Raw genomic sequence first — 21,629 nt, forward strand, 5'->3', positions numbered from 1 at the left:
AAAAGAGAGAAAAGTATGTTGAAAGAGCAAAGTTTATTTATCATAGATTCTATAGACAAAGAATGTTCTTCTGAATTGGCAAAAAAATTTAGTGAGGTTGGAATTTATCCAAGTCAACTGTTATATTTGGTAGCTATTTCAAAAAAACAAGCAAGAATTATTGTGAATAACGTTGAGTATGTATTAAGAAAGGATGATTTTGATCATTTAAGGTTAATTGATTGTGAAATTGAAGAATAAAAAAACAAACTATTTACTTGTAGGAAATCCAAATGTTGGTAAAACAACATTTTTTAATCATCTAACAACTTCTGTTGCGAGTGTTGGTAACTTTGATAGAACAACAGTTAATTCAAAGGTTGGTAGTTTAAAGAAAGATAAAAATACAAAAATAAATGATTTACCAGGAATATATAATTTAAATTCCTTAGGAGATGATGATAAAGTTGTTTTGAAAACTTTATTTAATTTTGACTACAATGGAATAATAAATGTAACTAATGCAAATACTTTTTTAAGAGATATGTATTTAACATTACAACTTTTAGAATCACAACAACCTGTTGTGATTGCTTTAAACATGATTGATGAATTAAAGAATAAAGAAATTGATGTAAACAAATTAAAAGTTAAATTAAATTCACCAGTTGTTTTAACAAATGCTAAAAAAGATTTAGGATTAAATGAAGTTAAAACACAACTTAATTGTCCTTTGAATTCTTTTAAATTAAAGTATAGTGATGAAGTTGAAGAAAAAATAAATAAAATTTCTTCATTGATTGAGAATAATAAATTACCTAAAAGATTTTATGCCATTCAAGCATTAGAAAAAAATGAATTTGCATTAAATTATATTAATGAAACTCAAGAAAATAATGAAGAAATTTTAAAAATAATAAATAGTGATGAGGGAAGTGAAAAACAAATTTATGAATCTAAATTTAATTTTATTAAGGAATTATATTTAGAAGTTTTTCAAGAAAAATTAGGAGAAATTATAAGTAGAAAAAATAATTTTGAAAAACTTGATAAAGTTTTACTTAGAAAAATAACAGCATTACCAATATTCTTTTTGGTTCTAGCTTTAATTTATTACATTACTTTTGGTCCTTACACTGGAGGTAAGTTGAATGAACTCATTGATGAAGGATTAAATGATAAATTATTAAATATAATTTATGAAGCTTTAGAAAAAACCAAGAGTCCAGAATTTTTAAATGGTTTTATTTGTAATGCTGTACTTGGTGGAATTTTTGCTGTCATGCCTTTTTTACCTTTTATTTTAATTCTTTTTATATTCATAGGTCTACTTCAACAAAGCGGTTACCTTTCAAGGGTAAGTGCGGTCACTGACGAAATATTATCTCCATTTGGATTAACAGGTAGAAGTGTTATTGGTTTAATTTCTGGAATGGGATGTAATGTTCCAACAATTATGATGGCAAGAGCAAGTCAATCAAAAAAAGAAAAAGTAATTTCAATTTTAATTGCTCCTTTTATTTCTTGTTCAGCAAGAACTGTTGTGTATTCATTTGTTGCAAGTTTGATCTTTGTAAACAATGTTTGACTTGTAATTTTATTGTTACAAATATTTTCTGGATTTACCGCTTTAATAATTGGTTTATTATTTTCGCAAACAATGTTTAGAAAAAGAAAAAATGTTTTCTTTATAGAATTACCAAAATGAAGAAGTCCTGATTTTAAAACTATTGGTAAAATGATTTGATTTGAAGTTAAAAACTTTTTAATTAGAGTAGGGAAATTTGTTTTTGTAGGTAGTGTAATTGTTTGAACTATTTCTCATATTGGACCAAAAGGTTTTTTAAATGATGAACAAATTGAAAAATCTTTTATGGGTTACATAGGTAAAGGTTTTGGTTATTTATTATGACCGATAGGATTATCAGATTGAAGAGTAGCTGCAAGTTTACTTTTAGCATTTCCCGCAAAAGAAATTGCAGTTACAAACATGTTAATTGTTTTTAATGGAATCGAAAACATTCATGCTTATTTCAATTTAGCAATAGCTTTATCATACTTAGTTTTCTTTGCATTATACATTCCATGTCTTTCTACAATGGCAGTTATTAAAAGTGAATCTAATTATAAAAATTTATTTATAAGTATTGGTATTTCTTTATTAACAGCATACATATTCTCATTATTTGTTTATTGAGTGGCATTTTCACTTACTTAATTTAAGAGTGTAACAATAATTGATACCAAAAAATCCTAGTTTTTTTGGTATAATATATATAGTGAATTTTTGGAGGAATAATTATGGCTAAAAAATACGGTTTTGAAATTGGAGATTATGGACTACCTGCTTCAATAAGAAAAAGAGTAGATGACTTAGTAGAATTAAACTTAAATCCTTCAACAATCAATTTGCTTACAAGCGAATTTTCAAAAATGGATGATGAAACAAAAGAAAATATCGGACGTTACATTGCAAATTTACTTGAAATTGAAAATATAATGTTAGCAAGACACTTTGAAAAAATTGCATCAGAAAATGCATTCGGTAATTCAAAGCAAGAATTAATTCTTAAACAAAGACAATCAAATTTATTAAGAATTCAACAAATTTTTGCATCTAAAGATGAAGAGATGAATAGAAAATCAAGATACAGTGTTAAAAGTTTTATGGATGACACTATTTCAAATACAGGTACAATTGATTTTAGAAAAGTTATGGTTACAAATAATTCTGATCAAAAGTCAGAAGAAGAACTTTCAAAAATTAAATTACAAGAATTAGCAAATAAAAAACGTTTAATTGAAATAGCTATTTTAGAAGAAGAACAAAAAATTAAATTAGCCAAAAAACATTATTATGAAGCTAAACAAATGAATGATCATCAAACTCAAGTTGTTAAGTTAGAAACTATTAAACATGCCAATGAAAAACTTACAACAATAGATAAAGCAATTAAAAAATACAAAACTATCGAAGCACTTCCTTTAGAAATTTTAATGGATGAAGATATGACAATCGATGTTGAAAGAGACGAGAAAAATCTTAGAAATTTTTTAAAAAATAATGCAGCTGAAGGTATGGAAAAACTTCAAAGAGAAATTAACGCTATTGGTTCTGAACAAGCAGGTTTAACAACTGCTGAAATTTATGAAGACTTTTTTGATACAGAAGGTTATGAAGATATTTCAATACTTAAATCTAGTGAAGAGCTTGAAGGTGATGATGATGAATTAGATCCTTTTGAAATGTTAATGAAACAAGAACAAGCATTAATTGATGAAGAAAAAAGAAAACAAGAACAATTACTTGAAGAAGAACGCAGAAAAGAAGAAGAAAAACAAAAAGCTAAAGAAGAGTATGATGCAAAAGTTCAATTAGCAAAAGAACTTGCAAGACAAAAAGAAGAAGCAAGAGAATTAAAAGAACGTGAAAAAGAACGTTTAAGATTTGAAAGAGATCAAAAAATTGCTGAAGAAAAAGCTGCTGAAAAAGTTCAAAATGAAAAAATAATCAAAAAAATCAAAAAAAACTCTAAAGCAAAAGATAAAAAAATCGAAAAACTTAGAGAAGAAAAAGAACAAGCAGAAGCAGAATTAAATGAATTAAAACTAAAAGCCAAAACAGAAGAGCTAAGAAGAATTGAAATTTCAAAAAGAAAAGCTGAAGAAAACACCGAAAATATAATAAGAAAAGAAAAACAAAAAGTTGAAGCTTCTTATAATATTTTAGAACGTAAATGAAATGCTTTTAGAATTGAAACAACTTTGTTCACTAAAGACAGGGCTATTAAAGCGATCAGATCAATTAAAGAAAAAGCAGCTCTTGTAGAACAAGCAAAACAACAAGAAATCGAAGACTTAATAAGTACTCCCGAAATTGAAACTACACCTGAAATAGAAGAAACAATTAATTTTGGTAATTTAAATGAAAATAGAGTTTCTGAAGAAAAGGTTATAGAAGTTTTAGTAGAGGAAGAACAAGCAATTGAAGAGATTATTGAAGAACCAATAATTGAAGAATCAGTTATAGAAGAACCTATAATTGAACCTGAGGTTGAAGAGATTGTAGAAGAACCAGTTGTTGAAGAACCAATAATTGAAGAACCAGTTGTTGAAGAACCAATAATTGAAGAATCAGTTATAGAAGAACCAATAATTGAAGAATCAGTTATAGAAGAACCTATAATTGAACCTGAGGTTGAAGAGATTGTAGAAGAACCAATAATTGAAGAAACTATAATTGAAGAACCAGTTGTTGAAGAATCTATAATTGAAGAAGTTATAATTGAAGAACCAATAATTGAAGAAACTATAATTGAAGAACCATTTGTAGAAGAATCTATAATTGAAGAACCAGTTGTAGAAGAACCAATAATTAAACCTGAGGTTGGAGAGAATGTAGAAGAACCAATAATTGAAGAAACTATAATTGAAGAACCAGTTGTAGAAGAATCTATAATTGAAGAATCAGTTATAGAAGAACTTATAATTGAACCTGAGGTTGAAGAACAAAAAAATAACAACAACTCATTAACTAATAAATTCTTAGATAAAAAAGAACAAAGAGTTCAAAAAGAATTGACATTAACTGATGAAAATGTTAAAAATAATTCAGATGATGATAAAAAACGTGTTGATTTCTTAGAAAGAAAGAAAAAGCTAAACATAATATCAAAAGCTGAATTAGAAGAATTAAACGAAAAAAGCGCAAAAATTAAAAGTAAATCATCTAATAAAAAAGTTAATCTAAAAAAATTTACACTAGTTAGAAAAAGATAAAAAAACTAGCAAAAGAAAGAATTAGAATTATGAAAAATGAGATGATTAGATCAAAGGATTTTGAACTATCTTGATATACTAAGAAAAGTTCAAAATCCTTTTTAAATAAACTTGGTACAAGTTTTGGTTTTGTAATAATATTAATGCCAATTTTTGGTGTTCTTTTATCAATAGGAAATATAATTGATAACTATAGTGATAATAAAGTTGCTGTTAGTTTATTCAAAAATATAGCAGGGGTATTGTTTTCAAATATTGGTATTTGATTCGCTCTTTCGATATGTATTGGATTTACAAAAAATAAAGGTGCTGCTGTATATGCTGCTTTGATATTTTATTTAGTATTTAATGTTTCGTTAGCAGCATTTATTAAGGTTAATGCAGATGATAGCAGTAGATTTTCAATATTATTTTGACATGATCTTAGAGTTGCAGTCTATACTACAAACCAATTTGGTGTATTAACTTTTAATACTGGAGTTATTGGTGGGATATTTTGCGGTTCAATAACTGCAATTCTATATAATAAATTTAAAGATGTAAAACTTGTTAAAGGTCTTGAATTCTTTGCAAAAGAAAAATTTGTTCTTATAATAGTGCCAATTTTTGCATTAATAAGTGCATTTCTATTCATGATAATTTGACCAATGATAGGTTATGCTTTAACTTCAGTTGGAACAGGTGTTGCAAAGACACCAATTGGTGTGGATTCATTCATTTTTAGAACTTTCCAAAGAATGCTTATTCCTTTTGGGTCAAGTCTTCTTTGACAAGCACCAATGTGGTATACAAGTGTTGGTGGAGATTTAGTTCCATATAAAGCACAATTATTAGCACAATACCTAGAAAGAACAACAGAAATTCCAAGTGATTTACTAACTCAAATTGCTTTAATTGATGCAAGTAAAGTTGATTTATTGGCAAGTGCAAATAAAATCATTGGTAATGATAATTTTTCATTAACTATAAGTGAGTGAATTGAAAATACTGGTGAAATTTTTGATAAAAAAGGTGATCAAATTATTTCAGCTGCAGTTTTAAATAGTAATTATATTACTGTAGCTGATTGTTGAAATGTAGGTCTTAGAATAACCAGATTTTTAACAGCAGGTTTTGTAAATTCAATGTTTATGTTACCAACAATTGGAGTGGTAATTTACTTTAGAATTGAAAAAAGCAAAAGAAAAGATTATTTTGGTAAATTTTTAGTAGCAATTCTCACTTCATTCTTACTAGGTATAACAGAACCTGTTGAGTTTATGTTTTGTTATTTAAGTCCCTTGTTCTTCTTTGTGGTTTACGCACCCCTAGTAGGGCTTGCAGGGCTATGTACAAGCCTTTTACAAATAAAAATAGGTTCAACTTTTTCCACAGGGTTATTTGACTTTGTTTTTAATGGAATAATACCAACAGTTAATAATCAAGATACAAGAATTTGATTATTTCCAATATTATCTATTGTTTTTATTGGAATTGGCTTTGTTGCATCTTATTATTTCTTTAAATTAACAAACTTTGATCCACTTGGAAGTACAAAAAACCCAAGAAAAGATGCAAGACTTAAAATAATTCAAATGAAAGACTTAATTGGTGGTTGAAAAAATATAGACCAAGTTTCATTTGAAGATAATTTATTAAAAGTAAAGTTAAAAAAACAAATCATGTTAGAAAATTATCAACCTTGATTTACTTCTTATAATTCGAATGACAAAATTCTAGAGTTTACTTTAACTAAGGAAAGTTTACAATTAGCAAAACTCTTTTCTGAAGCTTTTGATGCAAAGATTAGGTTAGAAGTATTTAAAAAACAAGATAAAATTGAGTATAAAAACCTATTAAAAACTTATTTATTAGAAAAAAAACAAAATCACTAGCGATTTTGTTTTTTTAAATTTCATTATGAATTGCTTTTAAAATTTCTTTAGCAATTTGATTTTTTAATGAAGCATTAACATCAATAACTTTATTATCTTTTGAAGTTAATATTTTTATTTCGTTATTATCTGATCCAAGTGCAGAAGTAAGGTTAAGCACTAACATATCCATGTTTTTTTCTTTCATTTTTAAAAATGCTTTATCTAGATTGAAATCATTTGCTAAACTAAAACCTACCAAGTATTGATTTGTTTTAATTTTTCCAAGTTCGTATAAAACATCAATTGCTCCAGTTAATTCAATTGAAAGATTGTCTTTGTCCATACTTCTTTTTTCTATTTTTTTATCAACTTGATTTTTAACTTCAAAATCATATAAAGCAGCTGAGCAAATTACAATATCACTTTGATTAAAGTATTTTTTCATTTCTTCTAACATTTTAGGGTTAGTATCTGCATAGTGGTTAAATTCATTTTCAACATTAATGAAATCTGTATCTCCAAATACAGTTTGAATCTCTTGAAAATGATTTTTAGAGACATCTCTAAGTGACATTCCCATTTTTCCAGAAGAAGCGTTTGTTATATATCTAACTTTATCGATGTAACTTCTAGTTCTTCCAAAATTTAATAATAATTTTTTATTATTAAATTTTTCAAATCCCATTAAATAATTTTCAACATAATCTACAACTTCTTCTGGTTCTAAAGCTCTTCCGATTCCAACATGTCCACTTGCCATTTTACCAACCTTTGGTTCAATTCATTCAACTTTTGAAAGTCCAAGTAACTTATCTTTATTTTGTTTTAAAATTGGATTTGCATACATGTTAAAGTTCATACTTGGAAAAAGCAAGAAAGGAGAAGGAGATGATGCAAAAATTAATGATTCAATATCATTTGCAAGACCGTTTGCAATTTTACCAATGTAATTATAAGTTGCAGGATAAACTATTGATAAATCAGATTCCAAAGCTATTTTAATGTGATCGCCAGTTGTGTGTCTATCATAAAATTCTTGTTCAAAAATAGTGTCAAATCTATCAATTCCATCAAATTTAACAAATTTTTGAGAATTTTCTGAAAGCACTAAATTAACATTATATTTTTTTACTAATAAATCATATAGATCTTTTGATTTAGAGGCAGCTATTCCACCAGTTACTATTAAATTAATTGTTTTCATAAATACCTCCATTAACAATATGATTTTATAGTTTTTTTGCTAAATAACAATAAGAATTTTTATCAAAATAATTAACTAAAATAGAAAATGCCCATTTTAAGTTGTATAATTATATTGTTATAAACACGTTTATAACAATATAAAGAATAAGTCGGGTGAATTAAAGAAAAGGATGGAGTGTCCGAAAACCTTTAAAATAGCAATTTGAAGAAATTCTTGCTATTTACAGTAAAAAAGAAATTAATATTATGTAAGTTTTACTAAAATTAATTTCTCCATGTAAATACATCACATTAACTTCATGAATATAGAAAAATTAGCTTTACAAATAGTATAAATATGTATAATTTGTGTAAAAATGTAAAATAATTTTTAAAAATTAAAAAACTTTTTATATTTTTATGTATAATTATTTTGTATTAGGAGTTGAAAATAATATGGCAAGTGTTGTTGTACGCGAAGGTGAACCAATTGAAAAAGCATTAAAACGCTTTCAAAAAGTTGCAGCGTCTTCTAAAGCAGAAGCTAGAAAACGCGAGTATCACTTAAGTAAAAAAGAAAAACGTATTTACAAACAAAAACAAAACAAAAAATTTGGATAATTCCAAATTTTTTTTTAGCAAATTTGAACAAAACACTATATAATCTTATTGTAATAACTATTTAGAAGCATTTCTTTTAAATAGTCTTAGAGCAAATGAGGAGATTACAATATGGCAAAAGCAAATGCGGCAGATTCAAAAAAATCATTAACTGGTTTGAAAAAAAGTGGATCTAAAGAAAAAATGTCTTCTGGTAAGGCATTAAAAAGACCAGAAGTTTTACCTGAAAAACACAGTAAAGTTAATTTATTAGCTCAATCAAAACAAATGTTATCAGTTAAAAAAGGTAAAGGTGATATTTCAGCTTTACCAAAAGGTGTTCAAGATTCAGTAAAAAACAAAGAAAGAATTGAATCTATCATTAATTCAGGAGTATACGAAAATAACGTTGAAGCTCTTAAAAAAAGATATGACATTGATGGTAAACCATTAACATTAAAAAGAGCACAAGCTCTAACTGAAGAAAGAAATGTATTTTTCGCAGCAAACAGAAAAAAATCAGGTTCTTCAAGTTCATTACCACCAAAAACATCAAAAGCAAACGTTGCAACTAAAAAATCAGCTACAGCAAAATCAACTGCTAAACCAGCTGCTAAAAAAACAGCAACAACAGCTAAAAAAACAACAAAAAAATAATTAATTACACAAAAGTGTAATTTTTTTTATTTTTATGACGATAGTTATATTGAGGAGGTATACGTATGTACTACTTAAATGCAAAAATTATCGACATAAAAAACAATCACATTTTGATTGAATGTAACAATATAGGATATTCAGGAAGATTAATAGGGGAAATTAAAGATTTAATTGTAAATACTTCAAAGAAATTCTATTTTTATCATTTATTAAACGAATATACAGATCAATATATTTTCTTTGATAATGAAAAAACTATGAAAATTTCAAAGACCTTATTAACAATAAAGAAATTTGGTATTAAGAGTTTATGTGAAATATTTGATAAATTTTCATATGAAGAATTTATCAAAATTCTTGAAAATAAAGAACTTTCAATATTGGTTAATAACACAAAAATTAGCGAAACCATGGCAAAACAAATACTATTTACAATCACTAATAAACATTTAAATAATGAATATAGTAAAAAACAAATGGATGTAATAAATTCTCTTCATAATTTAGGTTATAAAATTTCAGATATTTATAAAGCAGTATCATTAATTGATAACTCTTTAAAAACAGATGTATTACTTAGAGAGGCTATTGTTAAATTAAATGAAATTAAAAATTAACGAAAATAGACCTAAAAATTTTGAAGAATTTGTTGGTCAATCAAATATAGTTGAAAATTTAAAAGTTTATATTCATTCTGCAAAGGTTCGTAAACAAAGATTAGATCACATGTTATTTAATGGAAATAGTGGTCTTGGAAAAACAAGTCTAGCTTATTTAATAGCTAATGAAATTAAATCAAATATTTTAGTATTAAATGGCACTTCACTACAAAGAGCAAGTGACATCATTTCACCTTTAACTAGTTTAAAAGATGGAGATATTCTTTTTATTGATGAAATACATGCAATGTCAAAAGAAGTATTCGAAGTTCTCTATCCAGTGTTAGAAGACAATAGTTTAAATGTAATTGTTGGAAAAGAATATAACTCAAAAGTTGTAAATATTAATTTAGCTAATTTTACTTTTATTGGAGCTACAACTGAAATAAATAAACTTAGTGAACCGTTTATAAATAGATTTCCTATCAACTTTTTATTTCAAAGTTATACAAATAACGAAATAGCTAAAATATTAAAATTAAATTCTATAAAAATGAATATAGATTTAAAAGACGAAGTAATAGAATTTCTTTCAACACATTGTAAAAACAATCCAAGAATAAGTATAAATATTTTAAAAAGAATTTATGACTATATTATTTTTAACAATCCTTTGGTTATTGACATTGATTATATTAAGAGGGTATTGGTAACTTTAAATATATTTCAATTTGGATTAAACAAAAGAGATATTGAATATTTAAAGTTATTAAAAGATAACAATTTTATTGGTATAGAAACTTTGAAACAAATGCTTAATGTTTCTATTTCTGTAATTCTAAATCATATTGAACCAACCTTATTAAATGAAAAATTGATTTTAAAAACTTTAAAAGGTAGAACTTTAACTAAAAAAGGACTTGAATATCTATCTCAATTAACCATTTAAAGTATTGTCACATATAAACCATTTTAATGAGCTAAATTTTGTTATATAATTATTAAATATGTGAGGTACTTTTATGAAACTTGGTTTATTTCATCCTTCTGAATTCTTAAAGGATAACAAAAAAGAATATAGAGAAGCTGTAGAATTTTTTAAACAAAAAGGTTTTAATGTAATTGAACCTGATGAAAAAAGTAAAAAATATACAACTAATGTTGCGTTAGCATTTGAATTTAATAAAATGATCAAAAGAAATCCAGAAGTTATTTTACCAACTTACTGTTTAGAAAATACAAATTCAATATTGGAATTAATTGACTATAAAGGTATAAGAAAAACTAAAACTACGTTCTTTGGAAACTCTTATGTAACAACAATTTTAAATGCAATAGTTTCAAAAACTAATAATAGTGTATTTTATGGTCCAAATCTTATTAGACAATTTAGTTCTCCTGAAAGAGAAACTACTTATATTGATTTAGTGGACAATTTAACAAATTCTATAATTGAAAAGGGTGAGTTTGACGATGACAATAAACTTATCAATGATTGAAAATTTGAAGGTACTGGAACTGTTAAAGGAATATTATTTGGTGGTGAAATTGAATCATTGATTAAAATGTGAGATTCTCAATACATGCCAAAACTAAATTCAAATAATGTTGTATTTATTGATGGCATTCCTGATGATATTTACGAAGTAGAATCTATTTTAACTTTTTTACAACACAAACAAGTTTTTTCAAAACCTAAAGCTATAATTTTTGCAAAAGCTTTAATTGATAATGAACTTTTAAAAGAAAAAGTTGCAGAAAAGTTAGATAAAAAATCTAAAGTTAAATTTGTATATGGAGTTGATGGAATGTTTAGTGATGAAGTTACAATACTTAAATTAAATGCACCAATAACAATTGATTTTGAGAATAAAAAGATAACTCAAAAAAATAAATAGAACATATAATAACACACATTTACATTAATGGGGTGTTTTTTTTGTAAAAAATAGTGTATAATATAGGAAATGTTTATAAGAGAAGAGGCATAAAAATGGAAAAAAAGGTTTACAATTTATCAGAAACTAGTTTAGGTAAAATTACTTTTATGGATGGTACAGTATTTATTTCTGTAACATTTGTAGCTGATAGCGGGGAAAAAATTAACGAAGTAATATTAGTTCCTTCAATTGAAGATGGAATTAGAAAATTCCCAGGTTTCTTTATGGAACTAGGTTTCAAATATGTACAAGATAAATTAACATTCCACAACAGAATAATTGAATGAATGGGTGAAAACTGATTTGAAAATGGTATTAAATCATTCCAAAAAGAAATGGCTGAAGTTCATGGTTTCCCAGATTTCTTAAGTATGGATCCAATGGAATGAGTTAAATCAGAACCTGAAATGGTTCCGTTGATTCTTGTTCACATTGCAAGTAGATTCACAAACGGTTACTTAAAACTACCTGGTTCAATTAGAGATTTAGAAATTTCTGTTAGATTTGTTAAAAATGTTCTTGCAATTAACTTCTGAGAAGAAGGGAACCCAGTTCCTAAAATTCAAGGAATGCATACAAACACTCCAAGAGGTTAAAAATAATTTACAATACATTCTTTATAAGAATGTATTTTTTTATTTGTTATAATTTTATTAGTAAGTGAGGAATTTAAATGAACCTAAAAGCATTAATAAGAATTAACATGTCTATAATAGCTGTTTCACCAACTAGTTTTTTAGTGGCTTGTAATTCTAACTCAAGTACTATTGGTCACTTTGAAATGAATCATAACTTAGCTTATGAACAAATGTTTGATAATTACAAAATAATACCAGTTTTAGAAGAAAAACAAGAAAGCAATAGTGGGAGTGAAGATGTAACTCAAACTCACTCTAAATTATTTGTAAATAACGATAAATTACAATTAAACTGTAATAATTTTGTTTGTGATAACTTATCTATTGAATATAGCGGGAAACAATTTACAAATGATATGTATAATTTTACAAATAGTAATATTGAATTTTCTGAAATTAAAAAAGCTCAATTTGCAATGGATTATTTAGCAAGTAAATATAATTTAATTCCTGATACAACAAATCAAGAAAATATTATTTACGATCTAAAAGATAAAGGATTAATTGTTGATTATAATTCTTCACAATATTCATATCAACAAATTAACGAAGAAAAAGAACTTGTTTTAACGAGTTCTGCAAATGTTAATTATGAAGTCGATGGACTTGATTGAGATAGTTTAGACTTTTATGATATTAATAACAAGTTTTCTTTAGACATTTTAAACTTATTAGTAAATAATAATGAAGTAGATAACCAATATAAAGCAAATATTGGAGAAATTAAACAAAACAACGATATTGATAATAGTGAAAATAATGAAGCTGAAATTGAAAAGAAATATGTACTAAATATTACAGTTTCCGAAAAGAATCTTAATAATGTACAAAATATTTTAAAAGTTATTTTAAATAACGTTGATAAAAATTTAAACTTTAAAATGACAGAAATTGAAGAAGAAAATCCAGGGGTTGGAGAAGATGAAAACCAAACTTCAAATGAAGTTAAATATGAATATATTGCAGATCTTCAAAATAAATTTATAATGGATAAATATTTATTATCTAGAATTTCAATAAGCACAGTTAAAGAAATTGAAACACCAAATCCTGATGAGGATGGTTCAAAAGGAGAAAATACAAATGATTTTTAAAAAGTTATTACCGTTTTTGACTAGTTTAAATGTTATTGCTTCTTCAACATCAACTTTAGTTGCTTGTGAACCAATCGAAACTTTTCCTTCTGTAAATATTTCAACATCTATTGATATCTTAAATGAACTATTTTCAAAAGATCCAATTGAAACAGCTCATTTTGAGTATTTAGAATACATTAATGGTTTTTTTGAACATGTAGGTTTTAATGATAGTTTATCTGTTAAAAAAATTACAAGTTCAAGCCCAGAATCAATTAATGTTGATGAAAATTCATCACAATTTGAAAGAGATAGAAATAGTTATTACAATGCACTTGCAACCATTTATGGTCCTAAAGTTTATTCAAATACTTTTGACTTTACAGCTATGGGATTTATTATTGAAAATATTTTTATAGATGATTTTACATTTATACAAGAAAATAACGATTTAAAAATTAACTTAAGTTCAACTATGGCTATTACAGTTTTAAAAGGGTGAAAAACTGTTGGAAAAGTTTTGATGGAAGTTAAAGATGATAATAATTCAAATGAATTAAAATCACTAATGTTTTTAAATAGATGAATCCAATCTATTTTCCCAAGTTTTAAAGTTTTAAAAATAGATGAAAACAATAATTTCATTGTTGATAGAGGTTTTTTAAATTTTTCAACAGATAATTTAATCTCTACAGTTTTAAAAAACCAATCAGTTTTAAAAGGTTTAAATTTAACAAATGATAGTTTTGATTTTGAAAAATTAAGTACTGATAATGAGTTTACAATTTTGGGTAGAAAATATTTAATAGATGATAGTGAAAATTAAAAGTTCGTGGATAACCACGAACTTTTAATTTAATTCCTCATGTACTAAGTGAGTCAAATCTATTTTAGCTACCATTTCATCACAAATGGTAATTCCTTTATTGAATATTAAAATTATTGAATTTTCATTAATTTTATCTGGTGCTAAATCATTTATATCTTCATCATCAATTTCATTTCCAATTATTGTTGAGAAGTAATGTTCCACAATATCACTTGCATCTTTCTTCTCTTGAATAGATGATTCTTCATCCATTAAGATTTTTAACTCATTTTCATAGTTTTCAGCTTGTTTTGGATTTTGAGTTGATCAGTTTTTTAAATTATTTACAATTTTTGCAACATCTGAATTTAATATGTAATAAACATCTTCTTTATCAATATCTTTAAAATCTGTTGTTGAACCTAATTTCCCGTTTAAGTTGTCACATAACTTTAAAGCTTTATGACAATTTTTTACAATTGTTGTAACTTGCATTCTTATAATTAATTCAGTAATTTTTTCGTGAATATTTGTTGGATTTTCTTTGATTGCTTCTACAAGTTCTGTTTGAATTGTACTTGGCATAGTTCCATCTTTATCGTCACTTATTGAAAAATTAGTTGAAATATATTCATTAATTTCTTCTAAAGTTTTAAAACCTTCAATTTCAACTTTTGTGTTTGCAAATATTTTATTCAAAGTTGATAGATCGGGTTTAAAATCACCAATTATTTCTGTATTACTATCTAATAAACTATTTTTTAATTCATCTAAACGACCTAGGAAAAAACTTTTAAATCACTTTTCTGAAACAGTGTTTATAAAATCTGAAAATTGCTTGTATTTTTCCATGATATTCTCCTTAATTTTTTTTGTATATATTATAAGAATACACAAAAAAAATAGAAAATATTGTTATAATAAAAAAATAAGTAGGTATATGTATGAAAAGAAATTCAATCAATGTAGTCGATAACGGATTTTTTTTATTAAATGAACACCAAAATTTTAGATTTGATAAAAATATAGCCAAAAAATCCATAGATAATATTCAGTTTCCAATAATTGTTTTAGATACTGAATTTTTTAACCATTCTCACGATAACGGAGAATTCGAAGAAAAACTTTATAGCGAAAACCAAAAAGACTTAGTTTATGTTATTCAATATAGTTTTGCAAAATCTTTAAAAGAAATTGCAAATAGAGATAATAGAAAAGCTATTAAATCAATAACTATTAAAAGAGCATTTAACGATTCAACATATGATTTCCACACACAATACAAAAAAATGGTTGTAAGTTTTTTAAACATGTGTAGAAATAAAGAAATCAGAACTATAGTTTGTGCTGGGGCAAGTAATGATATTAAAATCATTAATCAATGAATTAATGAAAATAAACAATTGTTTACAAGAAAATCTTTAAAAATGGCTTTCTATAACAAAGAAAGAAAAGAATTAAATGCAAATTATTTTGATATCTATGATATCTTGGAAAACTCTTATAGTTTTTCAAATACAACAAAAACTGGAGAAGAGTTTTACAATGCAAATAATTTGCCTACAGGAAAACAGGCAAATGATATGATTGCTTTAACAAGTAGTAAAAAGTTTTTTGATTGATTTGAAACTATTGGTGAAAATAACTTAAAAGACGATACTGATGATATTCGTCATTTATGTTCCATAGCATATAGTTTCTTAGCAGCTCCAAATTCTAAGAAAGTTTCATTTGAACAATATAATCACATGAATAAAACTATTAAAAAGGTTATTGATCATTGTTATAATGACGTATTAAAAGTATTAATGTTTTTAGCATTTACTTATGAATTTATAGCATTACCATATGCAAAAAATAGTTATATCAAAAAATAAATATAGCAATGAACTCAAAAAGTGGGTTCATTTTTTTATAAAATATTTTTAAATTTTACATATATTTTTTATTTCATTGCTCTTGATTAAAATAAGTTATATATTAAACAAAGAGGTAAGAAAATATGAAATTTCAAAATGTAATGAATTGAATACAAAAAACTGAAGAAGAAAAGTTTTTTGCATGTACTGGAATACAAATATCGAAAAATAAAGAATTGATTTTTGAAAGCTATACTGGTTATAGAGATATTGAAAATCAAAAACCATTAGAAAAAAATAGTTTATTTAGAATTTATTCACTTTCAAAACCTATTTCAACTTTAGCTTTTTTAATTTTTGCTAGAGAAAATTCAATAGATTTAAATGATCAAGTAAAAAAATATATAAGTTCATTTGAAAACTCAACTTTTTTGGATGGAGAAAGTATAAAAAAAGTTGAAAATTTAACAATTTTCCATTTATTAACTATGCAAAGTGGAATAACATACGGAATTGATGAAAGAGAATTTGGAAATATTAATGGTCAAAAAATGATTAAACTTTGAAAAGATTTTGAAAATAAAGAATTTACTTTGTTGGATTTTGTAAATGAACTTGCAAATATTCCGTTCATTTTTGAACCAGGAACCAAATGAAATTATGGATTAAATTTAGAAGTTTTAAGTGCAATAATTGAACAAAATTATGAAGGTGGTTTTAAAACTTTTGTAAATGACAAAATTTTAAAACCATTAGGTATGAATGATACAAGTTTTTATATTCACGATAAATCTAGAAGTGTTGAAATTAGTGAAACTAAATTAACTCAAAAGGGGAGAGAACTTTCAAAACATCCAACAGATAACTTTTTATTTCAAGATAACTATAGTGAACAAAATTGTTATTTAGCAGGTTCTTGTTTTGTAACAACTGTTGAAGATTATCAAAAATTTGCCAATTTATTATTGGATGGCAAAATAAATGACAAAAAATTAGTGGATTACGATTTGATCGAAGATATGTCAAAAGACCAAATTTTTGAAAACAAAAGAGACTTTTATTTTGCGTATAACTCAGATTATTCTTATGGATATGGAGTAAGGGTGAGAATGGAAAACAATAAAGCACCATTAAGTAATGTTGGTGAGTGAGGGTGAGATGGTGTTTTAGGTTCACTTTGTATAATCGACAAAGAAAGTGGTGTTACTGTTACTTTAATGCATTCGACATTGCCTGGATCTACAAGAATGATTGCAAGACAATTTATTAAAAGTTTATATTTAGATTTAGAAAAATTTTAATTCTAATTATTTTTAGTTATATTTTTTTCCATTTTTACCATTAAAAGTGTTAAAATATTCTTATATCAATTTATAACACAAACAAGATGGAGGGAAAAAATATGAAAAAATTATTAAGTATTTTTACAGCATTATCAGTTACAGTTTCAACAGCATCAAGTGTAGTTGCTTGTGACAATGGTAATGAAAAATCAAATGCTCTTACACCTTCAAAAAAAGGTAAATTAGGGAGCTTAAGTGGAACCAAAGTTCATCCTGGAATGGATTTTATTGATTTATCAACAGCATTTAGTAAAATTATTTTTAGCAAATATTCTTATGCAGGAATTTGAGGAGCTACAATAGAAATTCAAAACACAACAGATAACACTAATGATAGATTAGAAAAACTTGCTTGAAATAAAGAATATAAAGCAATACCTTTTTCAGTAATTGGTGAAAGTTATTTTGAAGGTGAATACGTTTTTAACACAAAAAATTTAACTTTAAATGATGCATTTAACGAAAAAATAGCACCTTATGCTCTTATTGGTACAACTTATAGTTCTAGTAAGAATGCTGACCTAGTTGAAAAACTATTTGGTTGAAAAGATAAAACTGTAAATGTAGATGATTATTTCAACGTTAGTTGAGATGGTTCTGAAGATCCTTTAGTAAATTATGCCATTAAAGATGGATCAAAAGTACAAGTAAAAGCTTTACAAGATCATGAAGCTACAGGTCTTAAAAAAGATGATTCTTTTGAATATACATTCAAAAAAATAAAAATCTCAAACTTAATAAACGACACAAATACATATAGAAGTTATATTTATGAAACTGAAAATATGTTTAAAAGTTCATCTTCATTTCCAATTGATACATTAGTCTATTTAAACACTAATTTTAAAAACTTTTTAACTCTTGAAAATCTTAGTTCAAAAGGAGAAATTCAAGGTGGAACTATTGTAAAAATTAATACAGAAGGTGTTGAAGGAATAATTGAAAAAGAAAATACTTCAGTTAAGCTTTAATCATAAAATATTTTAAAAAAAATCAATTTATTGATTTTTTTTATGTTTAATTTCAAAAAATTTGAAAATTTTTTACATTTTTGCACTAATTTAATTGTATTAATTTCCATTATTATATAAAATAAAAAAAGACAGCTATGAGAAAGAGGAAAAAATATTATGCTTATAAAATCAACAAAAATAATTGATAAACAAATAAAAAAACTAATCATAGTTGATGCGCGAAAACTTGGGCACAGAAACGTCTAGATAACTACTAGTAGACGTTTTGAGTGCGTAATTTTTGGACACATTCTTTGTAAAAAAACAAATAATAGAATAATTAAAAATAATTAAATATACTGTCCGTCTAGTAGTGATATTAGAAAATGGAGAAATAGAATTATGTCGTCAAGAGCAAAATCGTTAACGAAATTAGCAATAGTTTTTATGAGTTTTGTAACCATATTTGGTTTTAGAAACATTATAAATAATACACAATCATTTGGATTGTTTGCAGCCATCTTATTCTTAATTGGTGGGGCAATTTATGCAATACCTATGGTATTGGTAACTTCAGAATTTGGAAGTATTAAAAAATTAGAAAATCAAGAATCTGGAATGGGAAGTTTTTGTACTTTTTCATTAGGGCAAAAACAAGGATTCTTAGCAAGTTGAGCTAGTTACTTTGGTAACTTATTCTTCTTTGCAACAATTGCACCATTTACTGTAATGGGATTTAGTTTCCTATTTTACGGAGCAAATGGATTTGATGCAATAGCAAATTCACTTTATAAAAATAATGGATTAAGTCCAGATAATGCAGGAAGAGTTGCAACTTGTGTTCTAGCATTATTTTCAATTATGATTTTCTGAGCTGGAACATTTGTTTCAAAAATGGGCCCAAAATGACTTGGAAAAGCAACAACAATTGGTGGTATGGCAAGTTTAGGATTAGGAGTATTATTCATACTAATCGCATTATGTTATACAATTCCTGTAAAAGGAACTATATCATGAGAATTAATTAAAGCAGGATTTAATCCTGCAACAGATTCTTCAGGAAACAAACAAGCAGATTGAGATTGATGATCATTCTTATCATCATTCCCATGATTGATCTTTGCATACAATGGTATTGAAACTATGAGTGCATTTATTAAAGATACAAAAGGGGGAGCTAAAGGATTTAAAACAGCTTCACTTATTGGTATGAGTATTGTTATTTGTTTAATGGTTGTTGGAGTAATTTTAGTTTCATTAACAATCGAAAAAGATACAATTGATGGTTGAGGAATACCAAATTCTTACTACTACTCATATACAAGAATTTTAGGATTAGAAAATGATAGTGTTGCTGGAAAAGCAGTTATTAGAATAGTTGGTTTAATTACCGGTGTTAGTGGACTAGGTTCAATGTTCTTTTGAACAGCAGGACCTGCAAAAGTGTTCTTTTCAGAAGTACCTGAAAAAGCATTAGGAAAATGATTGGCAAAAACAGATAAAAATGGAATGCCAACAAACGCATTATTAGTTCAAGGAGCAATCGTTACTTTTATTTTAATTTTAGTTGGTGTTACAACTAAAGGAAGTTTAGTTGATCCAACAGACCCAACAAGTGATGTTACAACAACAGGAAGTTTTATTGAAAGATTATTTAACTCAGCTACAACTTTAGCTATTATCCAAATGTTCTTCTACTTCTGAGCATATGTTTGATTCAGATTAAAAAAAGATGATGAAGAAAGAGAGTATATATTCTTCAAAGGTAAACTAAAATGAATACCAATCACAATGTGTATTATAACTTTAGTGTTACTTGCAATTTCATTCTTCTTTGGAGCAATCCCAAGTCCGCAAACTTGAGAAGCAGGATGAGTTGATGCATTAATTGACTTCTTGATTATTTTTGGTGGTGCTGTATTCTTTATGGGTGCTGGTTTATTCATTTGATGATTCAACATGGAAAGACCTGAAAGATCAAAAGGAAATAATAAAAAAGTTGAACAAAAAACAAAAGAAGCTAAAACTGAAAAAGTTAATGCTTAAATTGATGTAAAACTAGTCTATATTGACTAGTTTTTTTTAATTAAAGAATATATATTAATTAAAATTGTATACAATAATAGTGAGCAAAGGAATGAAAGGAAAAAGAGAGAAAGAATGAAAGAGAACGCATTAGAATTGCACGAAAGATTAAAAGGAAAAATAAAAGTAGAATTAAAAGAAGATGTAACAAGTTACGAGGAATTAAGTATAGTTTATTCACCAGGTGTAGCTCAACCTTGTTTGGAAATTGCAAAAAATAATTCTGACATTTATAAATATACTATGAAAGGAAATACTGTAGCTATTATTTCAAATGGTACTGCAGTATTGGGATTAGGAGATATTGGAGCTGATGCTTCATTACCAGTAATGGAAGGTAAAGCAGTTTTAGTAAAAAAATTTGCTGGAGTTAATGCTTTTCCAATCTGTATTGATGAAAAAGATCCTAAAAAATTAATAGAAATAATAAAATCAATTGGTACTTCATTTGGAGCAATTAACTTAGAAGATATTGCAGCTCCTGATTGTTTTGAAATTGAAAGAACATTACAAGAAGAGATGAATATCCCAGTGTTCCATGACGACCAACACGGAACTAGTGTAATTATTATTGCTGGAATTATTAATTCTGCAAGATTACTTAAAAAAGACATTAGTAAATTAAAAATTACTCTTTGTGGAACTGGAGCTGCAGGATATAACATTGCAAAAACAGTTCATAAACTTGGGGTTGAACAAATTCTTGCTTACAACAAATTTGGAGTTGTAAACTCAAGCAATAAAGATAAAAATGACCAATCTGTAAATGAATTATTAGAAAAAAATATAATCAATGATACTGATAAAAGTACATTAGCAGAAATTATGGAAGGTGCAGATGTTTTTGTAGGTTTATCTGCGCCAAACATTGTTACAAGTGAAATGGTTTCAAAAATGAATAAAGATCCAATTTTATTTGCAATGGCAAATCCAATTCCAGAAATTACATTTGAAGAAATAAGTAAAGTAGAATATGGTGTATTTGGAACTGGTAGAAGCGACTATCCAAATCAAGTTAATAACGTTTTAGCTTTCCCAGGAATTTTAAAAGGACTACTTGAAACAGATGTAAAAGTTATGGATGAAGAAGCTAAAATTGTAATTGGTAAAGCAATAGCAAATTTAGTAACAGATGATGAGTTGAAAAAAGAATTTGTTTTACCAAATCTTTTCGATAACAGAGTTGTTGATGTCATAGTAAATGAAATGAAAAAATTATAAATAAAAAAAATGCCTTATGGCATTTTTTTTATCATTTATTTTGAAAAA

The 21,629-nt window shown here is 25.9% G+C and carries 19 protein-coding genes; 17 read left to right on the plus strand and 2 right to left on the minus strand.

Annotation, left to right across the window (positions count from 1 at the left end):
- Positions 1-15: 15 nt before the first annotated feature.
- From SCHIN_RS03240 to SCHIN_RS03255, 4 genes are all read left to right on the plus strand, one after another.
- On the plus strand, positions 16-240 hold the full coding sequence (locus tag SCHIN_RS03240; RefSeq protein WP_166508208.1) for a hypothetical protein: 225 nt from the start codon (positions 16-18) through the stop codon (positions 238-240).
- The gene (feoB, locus tag SCHIN_RS03245; RefSeq protein WP_166508209.1) at positions 224-2,197 is read left to right on the plus strand and encodes a ferrous iron transport protein B; all 1,974 of its coding nucleotides are present in this window, start codon (positions 224-226) and stop codon (positions 2,195-2,197) included. The genes SCHIN_RS03240 and feoB overlap by 17 nt, the downstream gene beginning before the upstream one ends.
- 83 nt (positions 2,198-2,280) lie before the next feature.
- Entirely contained in the window at positions 2,281-4,758 is a 2,478-nt protein-coding gene (locus tag SCHIN_RS03250) for a hypothetical protein (RefSeq protein WP_166508210.1), read from the plus strand.
- A gap of 29 nt (positions 4,759-4,787) precedes the next feature.
- Positions 4,788-6,632: a PTS transporter subunit EIIC gene (locus SCHIN_RS03255; RefSeq protein ID WP_166508211.1), complete on the plus strand. Its 1,845-nt coding sequence runs from the start codon at positions 4,788-4,790 to the stop codon at positions 6,630-6,632.
- A gap of 13 nt (positions 6,633-6,645) precedes the next feature.
- Here SCHIN_RS03255 and coaBC read toward each other — a convergent pair whose 3' ends face one another.
- The gene (coaBC, locus tag SCHIN_RS03260) at positions 6,646-7,818 is read right to left on the minus strand and encodes a bifunctional phosphopantothenoylcysteine decarboxylase/phosphopantothenate--cysteine ligase CoaBC (protein WP_166508212.1); all 1,173 of its coding nucleotides are present in this window, start codon (positions 7,816-7,818) and stop codon (positions 6,646-6,648) included.
- A 437-nt stretch (positions 7,819-8,255) separates the two neighbouring features.
- Here coaBC and rpsU point away from each other — a divergent pair, with 437 nt between their 5' ends.
- From rpsU to SCHIN_RS03300, 8 genes are all read left to right on the plus strand, one after another.
- Positions 8,256-8,420 (plus strand): 30S ribosomal protein S21, encoded by a 165-nt coding sequence (gene rpsU / locus SCHIN_RS03265; RefSeq protein WP_166508213.1) that lies wholly within the window; start codon positions 8,256-8,258, stop codon positions 8,418-8,420.
- 111 nt (positions 8,421-8,531) lie between these two features.
- Entirely contained in the window at positions 8,532-9,056 is a 525-nt protein-coding gene (locus tag SCHIN_RS03270; protein ID WP_166508214.1) for a hypothetical protein, read from the plus strand.
- Positions 9,057-9,121: 65 nt separating this feature from the next.
- Entirely contained in the window at positions 9,122-9,676 is a 555-nt protein-coding gene (locus tag SCHIN_RS03275; RefSeq protein ID WP_166508215.1) for a Holliday junction ATP-dependent DNA helicase RuvA, read from the plus strand.
- A complete protein-coding gene (ruvB, locus tag SCHIN_RS03280) occupies positions 9,660-10,607 on the plus strand; it encodes a Holliday junction branch migration DNA helicase RuvB (RefSeq protein ID WP_166508216.1) in 948 nt (315 codons plus the stop codon). The genes SCHIN_RS03275 and ruvB overlap by 17 nt, the downstream gene beginning before the upstream one ends.
- 73 nt (positions 10,608-10,680) lie before the next feature.
- Complete coding sequence (locus SCHIN_RS03285) at positions 10,681-11,556, plus strand: LD-carboxypeptidase (RefSeq protein WP_166508217.1); 876 nt, start codon at positions 10,681-10,683, stop codon at positions 11,554-11,556.
- Between the two features lie 95 nt (positions 11,557-11,651).
- Positions 11,652-12,194: a hypothetical protein gene (locus SCHIN_RS03290; protein ID WP_166508218.1), complete on the plus strand. Its 543-nt coding sequence runs from the start codon at positions 11,652-11,654 to the stop codon at positions 12,192-12,194.
- Positions 12,195-12,271: 77 nt separating this feature from the next.
- The gene (locus SCHIN_RS03295; protein ID WP_166508219.1) at positions 12,272-13,330 is read left to right on the plus strand and encodes a hypothetical protein; all 1,059 of its coding nucleotides are present in this window, start codon (positions 12,272-12,274) and stop codon (positions 13,328-13,330) included.
- On the plus strand, positions 13,320-14,138 hold the full coding sequence (locus tag SCHIN_RS03300) for a hypothetical protein (protein WP_166508220.1): 819 nt from the start codon (positions 13,320-13,322) through the stop codon (positions 14,136-14,138). Before SCHIN_RS03295 ends, SCHIN_RS03300 begins: the two co-directional genes overlap by 11 nt.
- Before the next feature lie 24 nt (positions 14,139-14,162).
- On the opposite strand, the gene SCHIN_RS03305 is transcribed toward SCHIN_RS03300, so the two are convergent.
- Positions 14,163-14,972, minus strand: a complete 810-nt coding sequence (locus SCHIN_RS03305; RefSeq protein WP_166508221.1) for a hypothetical protein — start codon at positions 14,970-14,972, stop codon at positions 14,163-14,165.
- 92 nt (positions 14,973-15,064) lie between these two features.
- Here SCHIN_RS03305 and SCHIN_RS03310 point away from each other — a divergent pair, with 92 nt between their 5' ends.
- The 5 genes from SCHIN_RS03310 to SCHIN_RS03330 all read left to right on the plus strand — a co-directional run bounded on the left by SCHIN_RS03310 (position 15,065) and on the right by SCHIN_RS03330 (position 21,581).
- A complete protein-coding gene (locus SCHIN_RS03310) occupies positions 15,065-15,997 on the plus strand; it encodes a hypothetical protein (protein ID WP_166508222.1) in 933 nt (310 codons plus the stop codon).
- Positions 15,998-16,122: 125 nt separating this feature from the next.
- Entirely contained in the window at positions 16,123-17,280 is a 1,158-nt protein-coding gene (locus SCHIN_RS03315) for a serine hydrolase domain-containing protein (RefSeq protein ID WP_166508223.1), read from the plus strand.
- 101 nt (positions 17,281-17,381) lie between these two features.
- Positions 17,382-18,293, plus strand: coding sequence for a lipoprotein (locus SCHIN_RS03320; RefSeq protein ID WP_166508224.1), 912 nt, complete (start codon positions 17,382-17,384; stop codon positions 18,291-18,293).
- A 384-nt stretch (positions 18,294-18,677) separates the two neighbouring features.
- Positions 18,678-20,321 carry an amino acid permease gene (locus SCHIN_RS03325; RefSeq protein WP_166508225.1) on the plus strand — a complete coding sequence of 548 codons (1,644 nt, stop codon included), beginning with the start codon at positions 18,678-18,680 and terminating at the stop codon, positions 20,319-20,321.
- A gap of 114 nt (positions 20,322-20,435) precedes the next feature.
- Positions 20,436-21,581, plus strand: coding sequence for an NAD(P)-dependent malic enzyme (locus SCHIN_RS03330; protein ID WP_166508226.1), 1,146 nt, complete (start codon positions 20,436-20,438; stop codon positions 21,579-21,581).
- The last annotated feature ends 48 nt before the right edge of the window (positions 21,582-21,629 follow it).

The organism is Spiroplasma chinense, assembly GCF_008086545.1.
Taxonomy (GTDB): Bacteria; Bacillota_I; Bacilli_A; order Mycoplasmatales; family Mycoplasmataceae; genus Spiroplasma_A; species Spiroplasma_A chinense.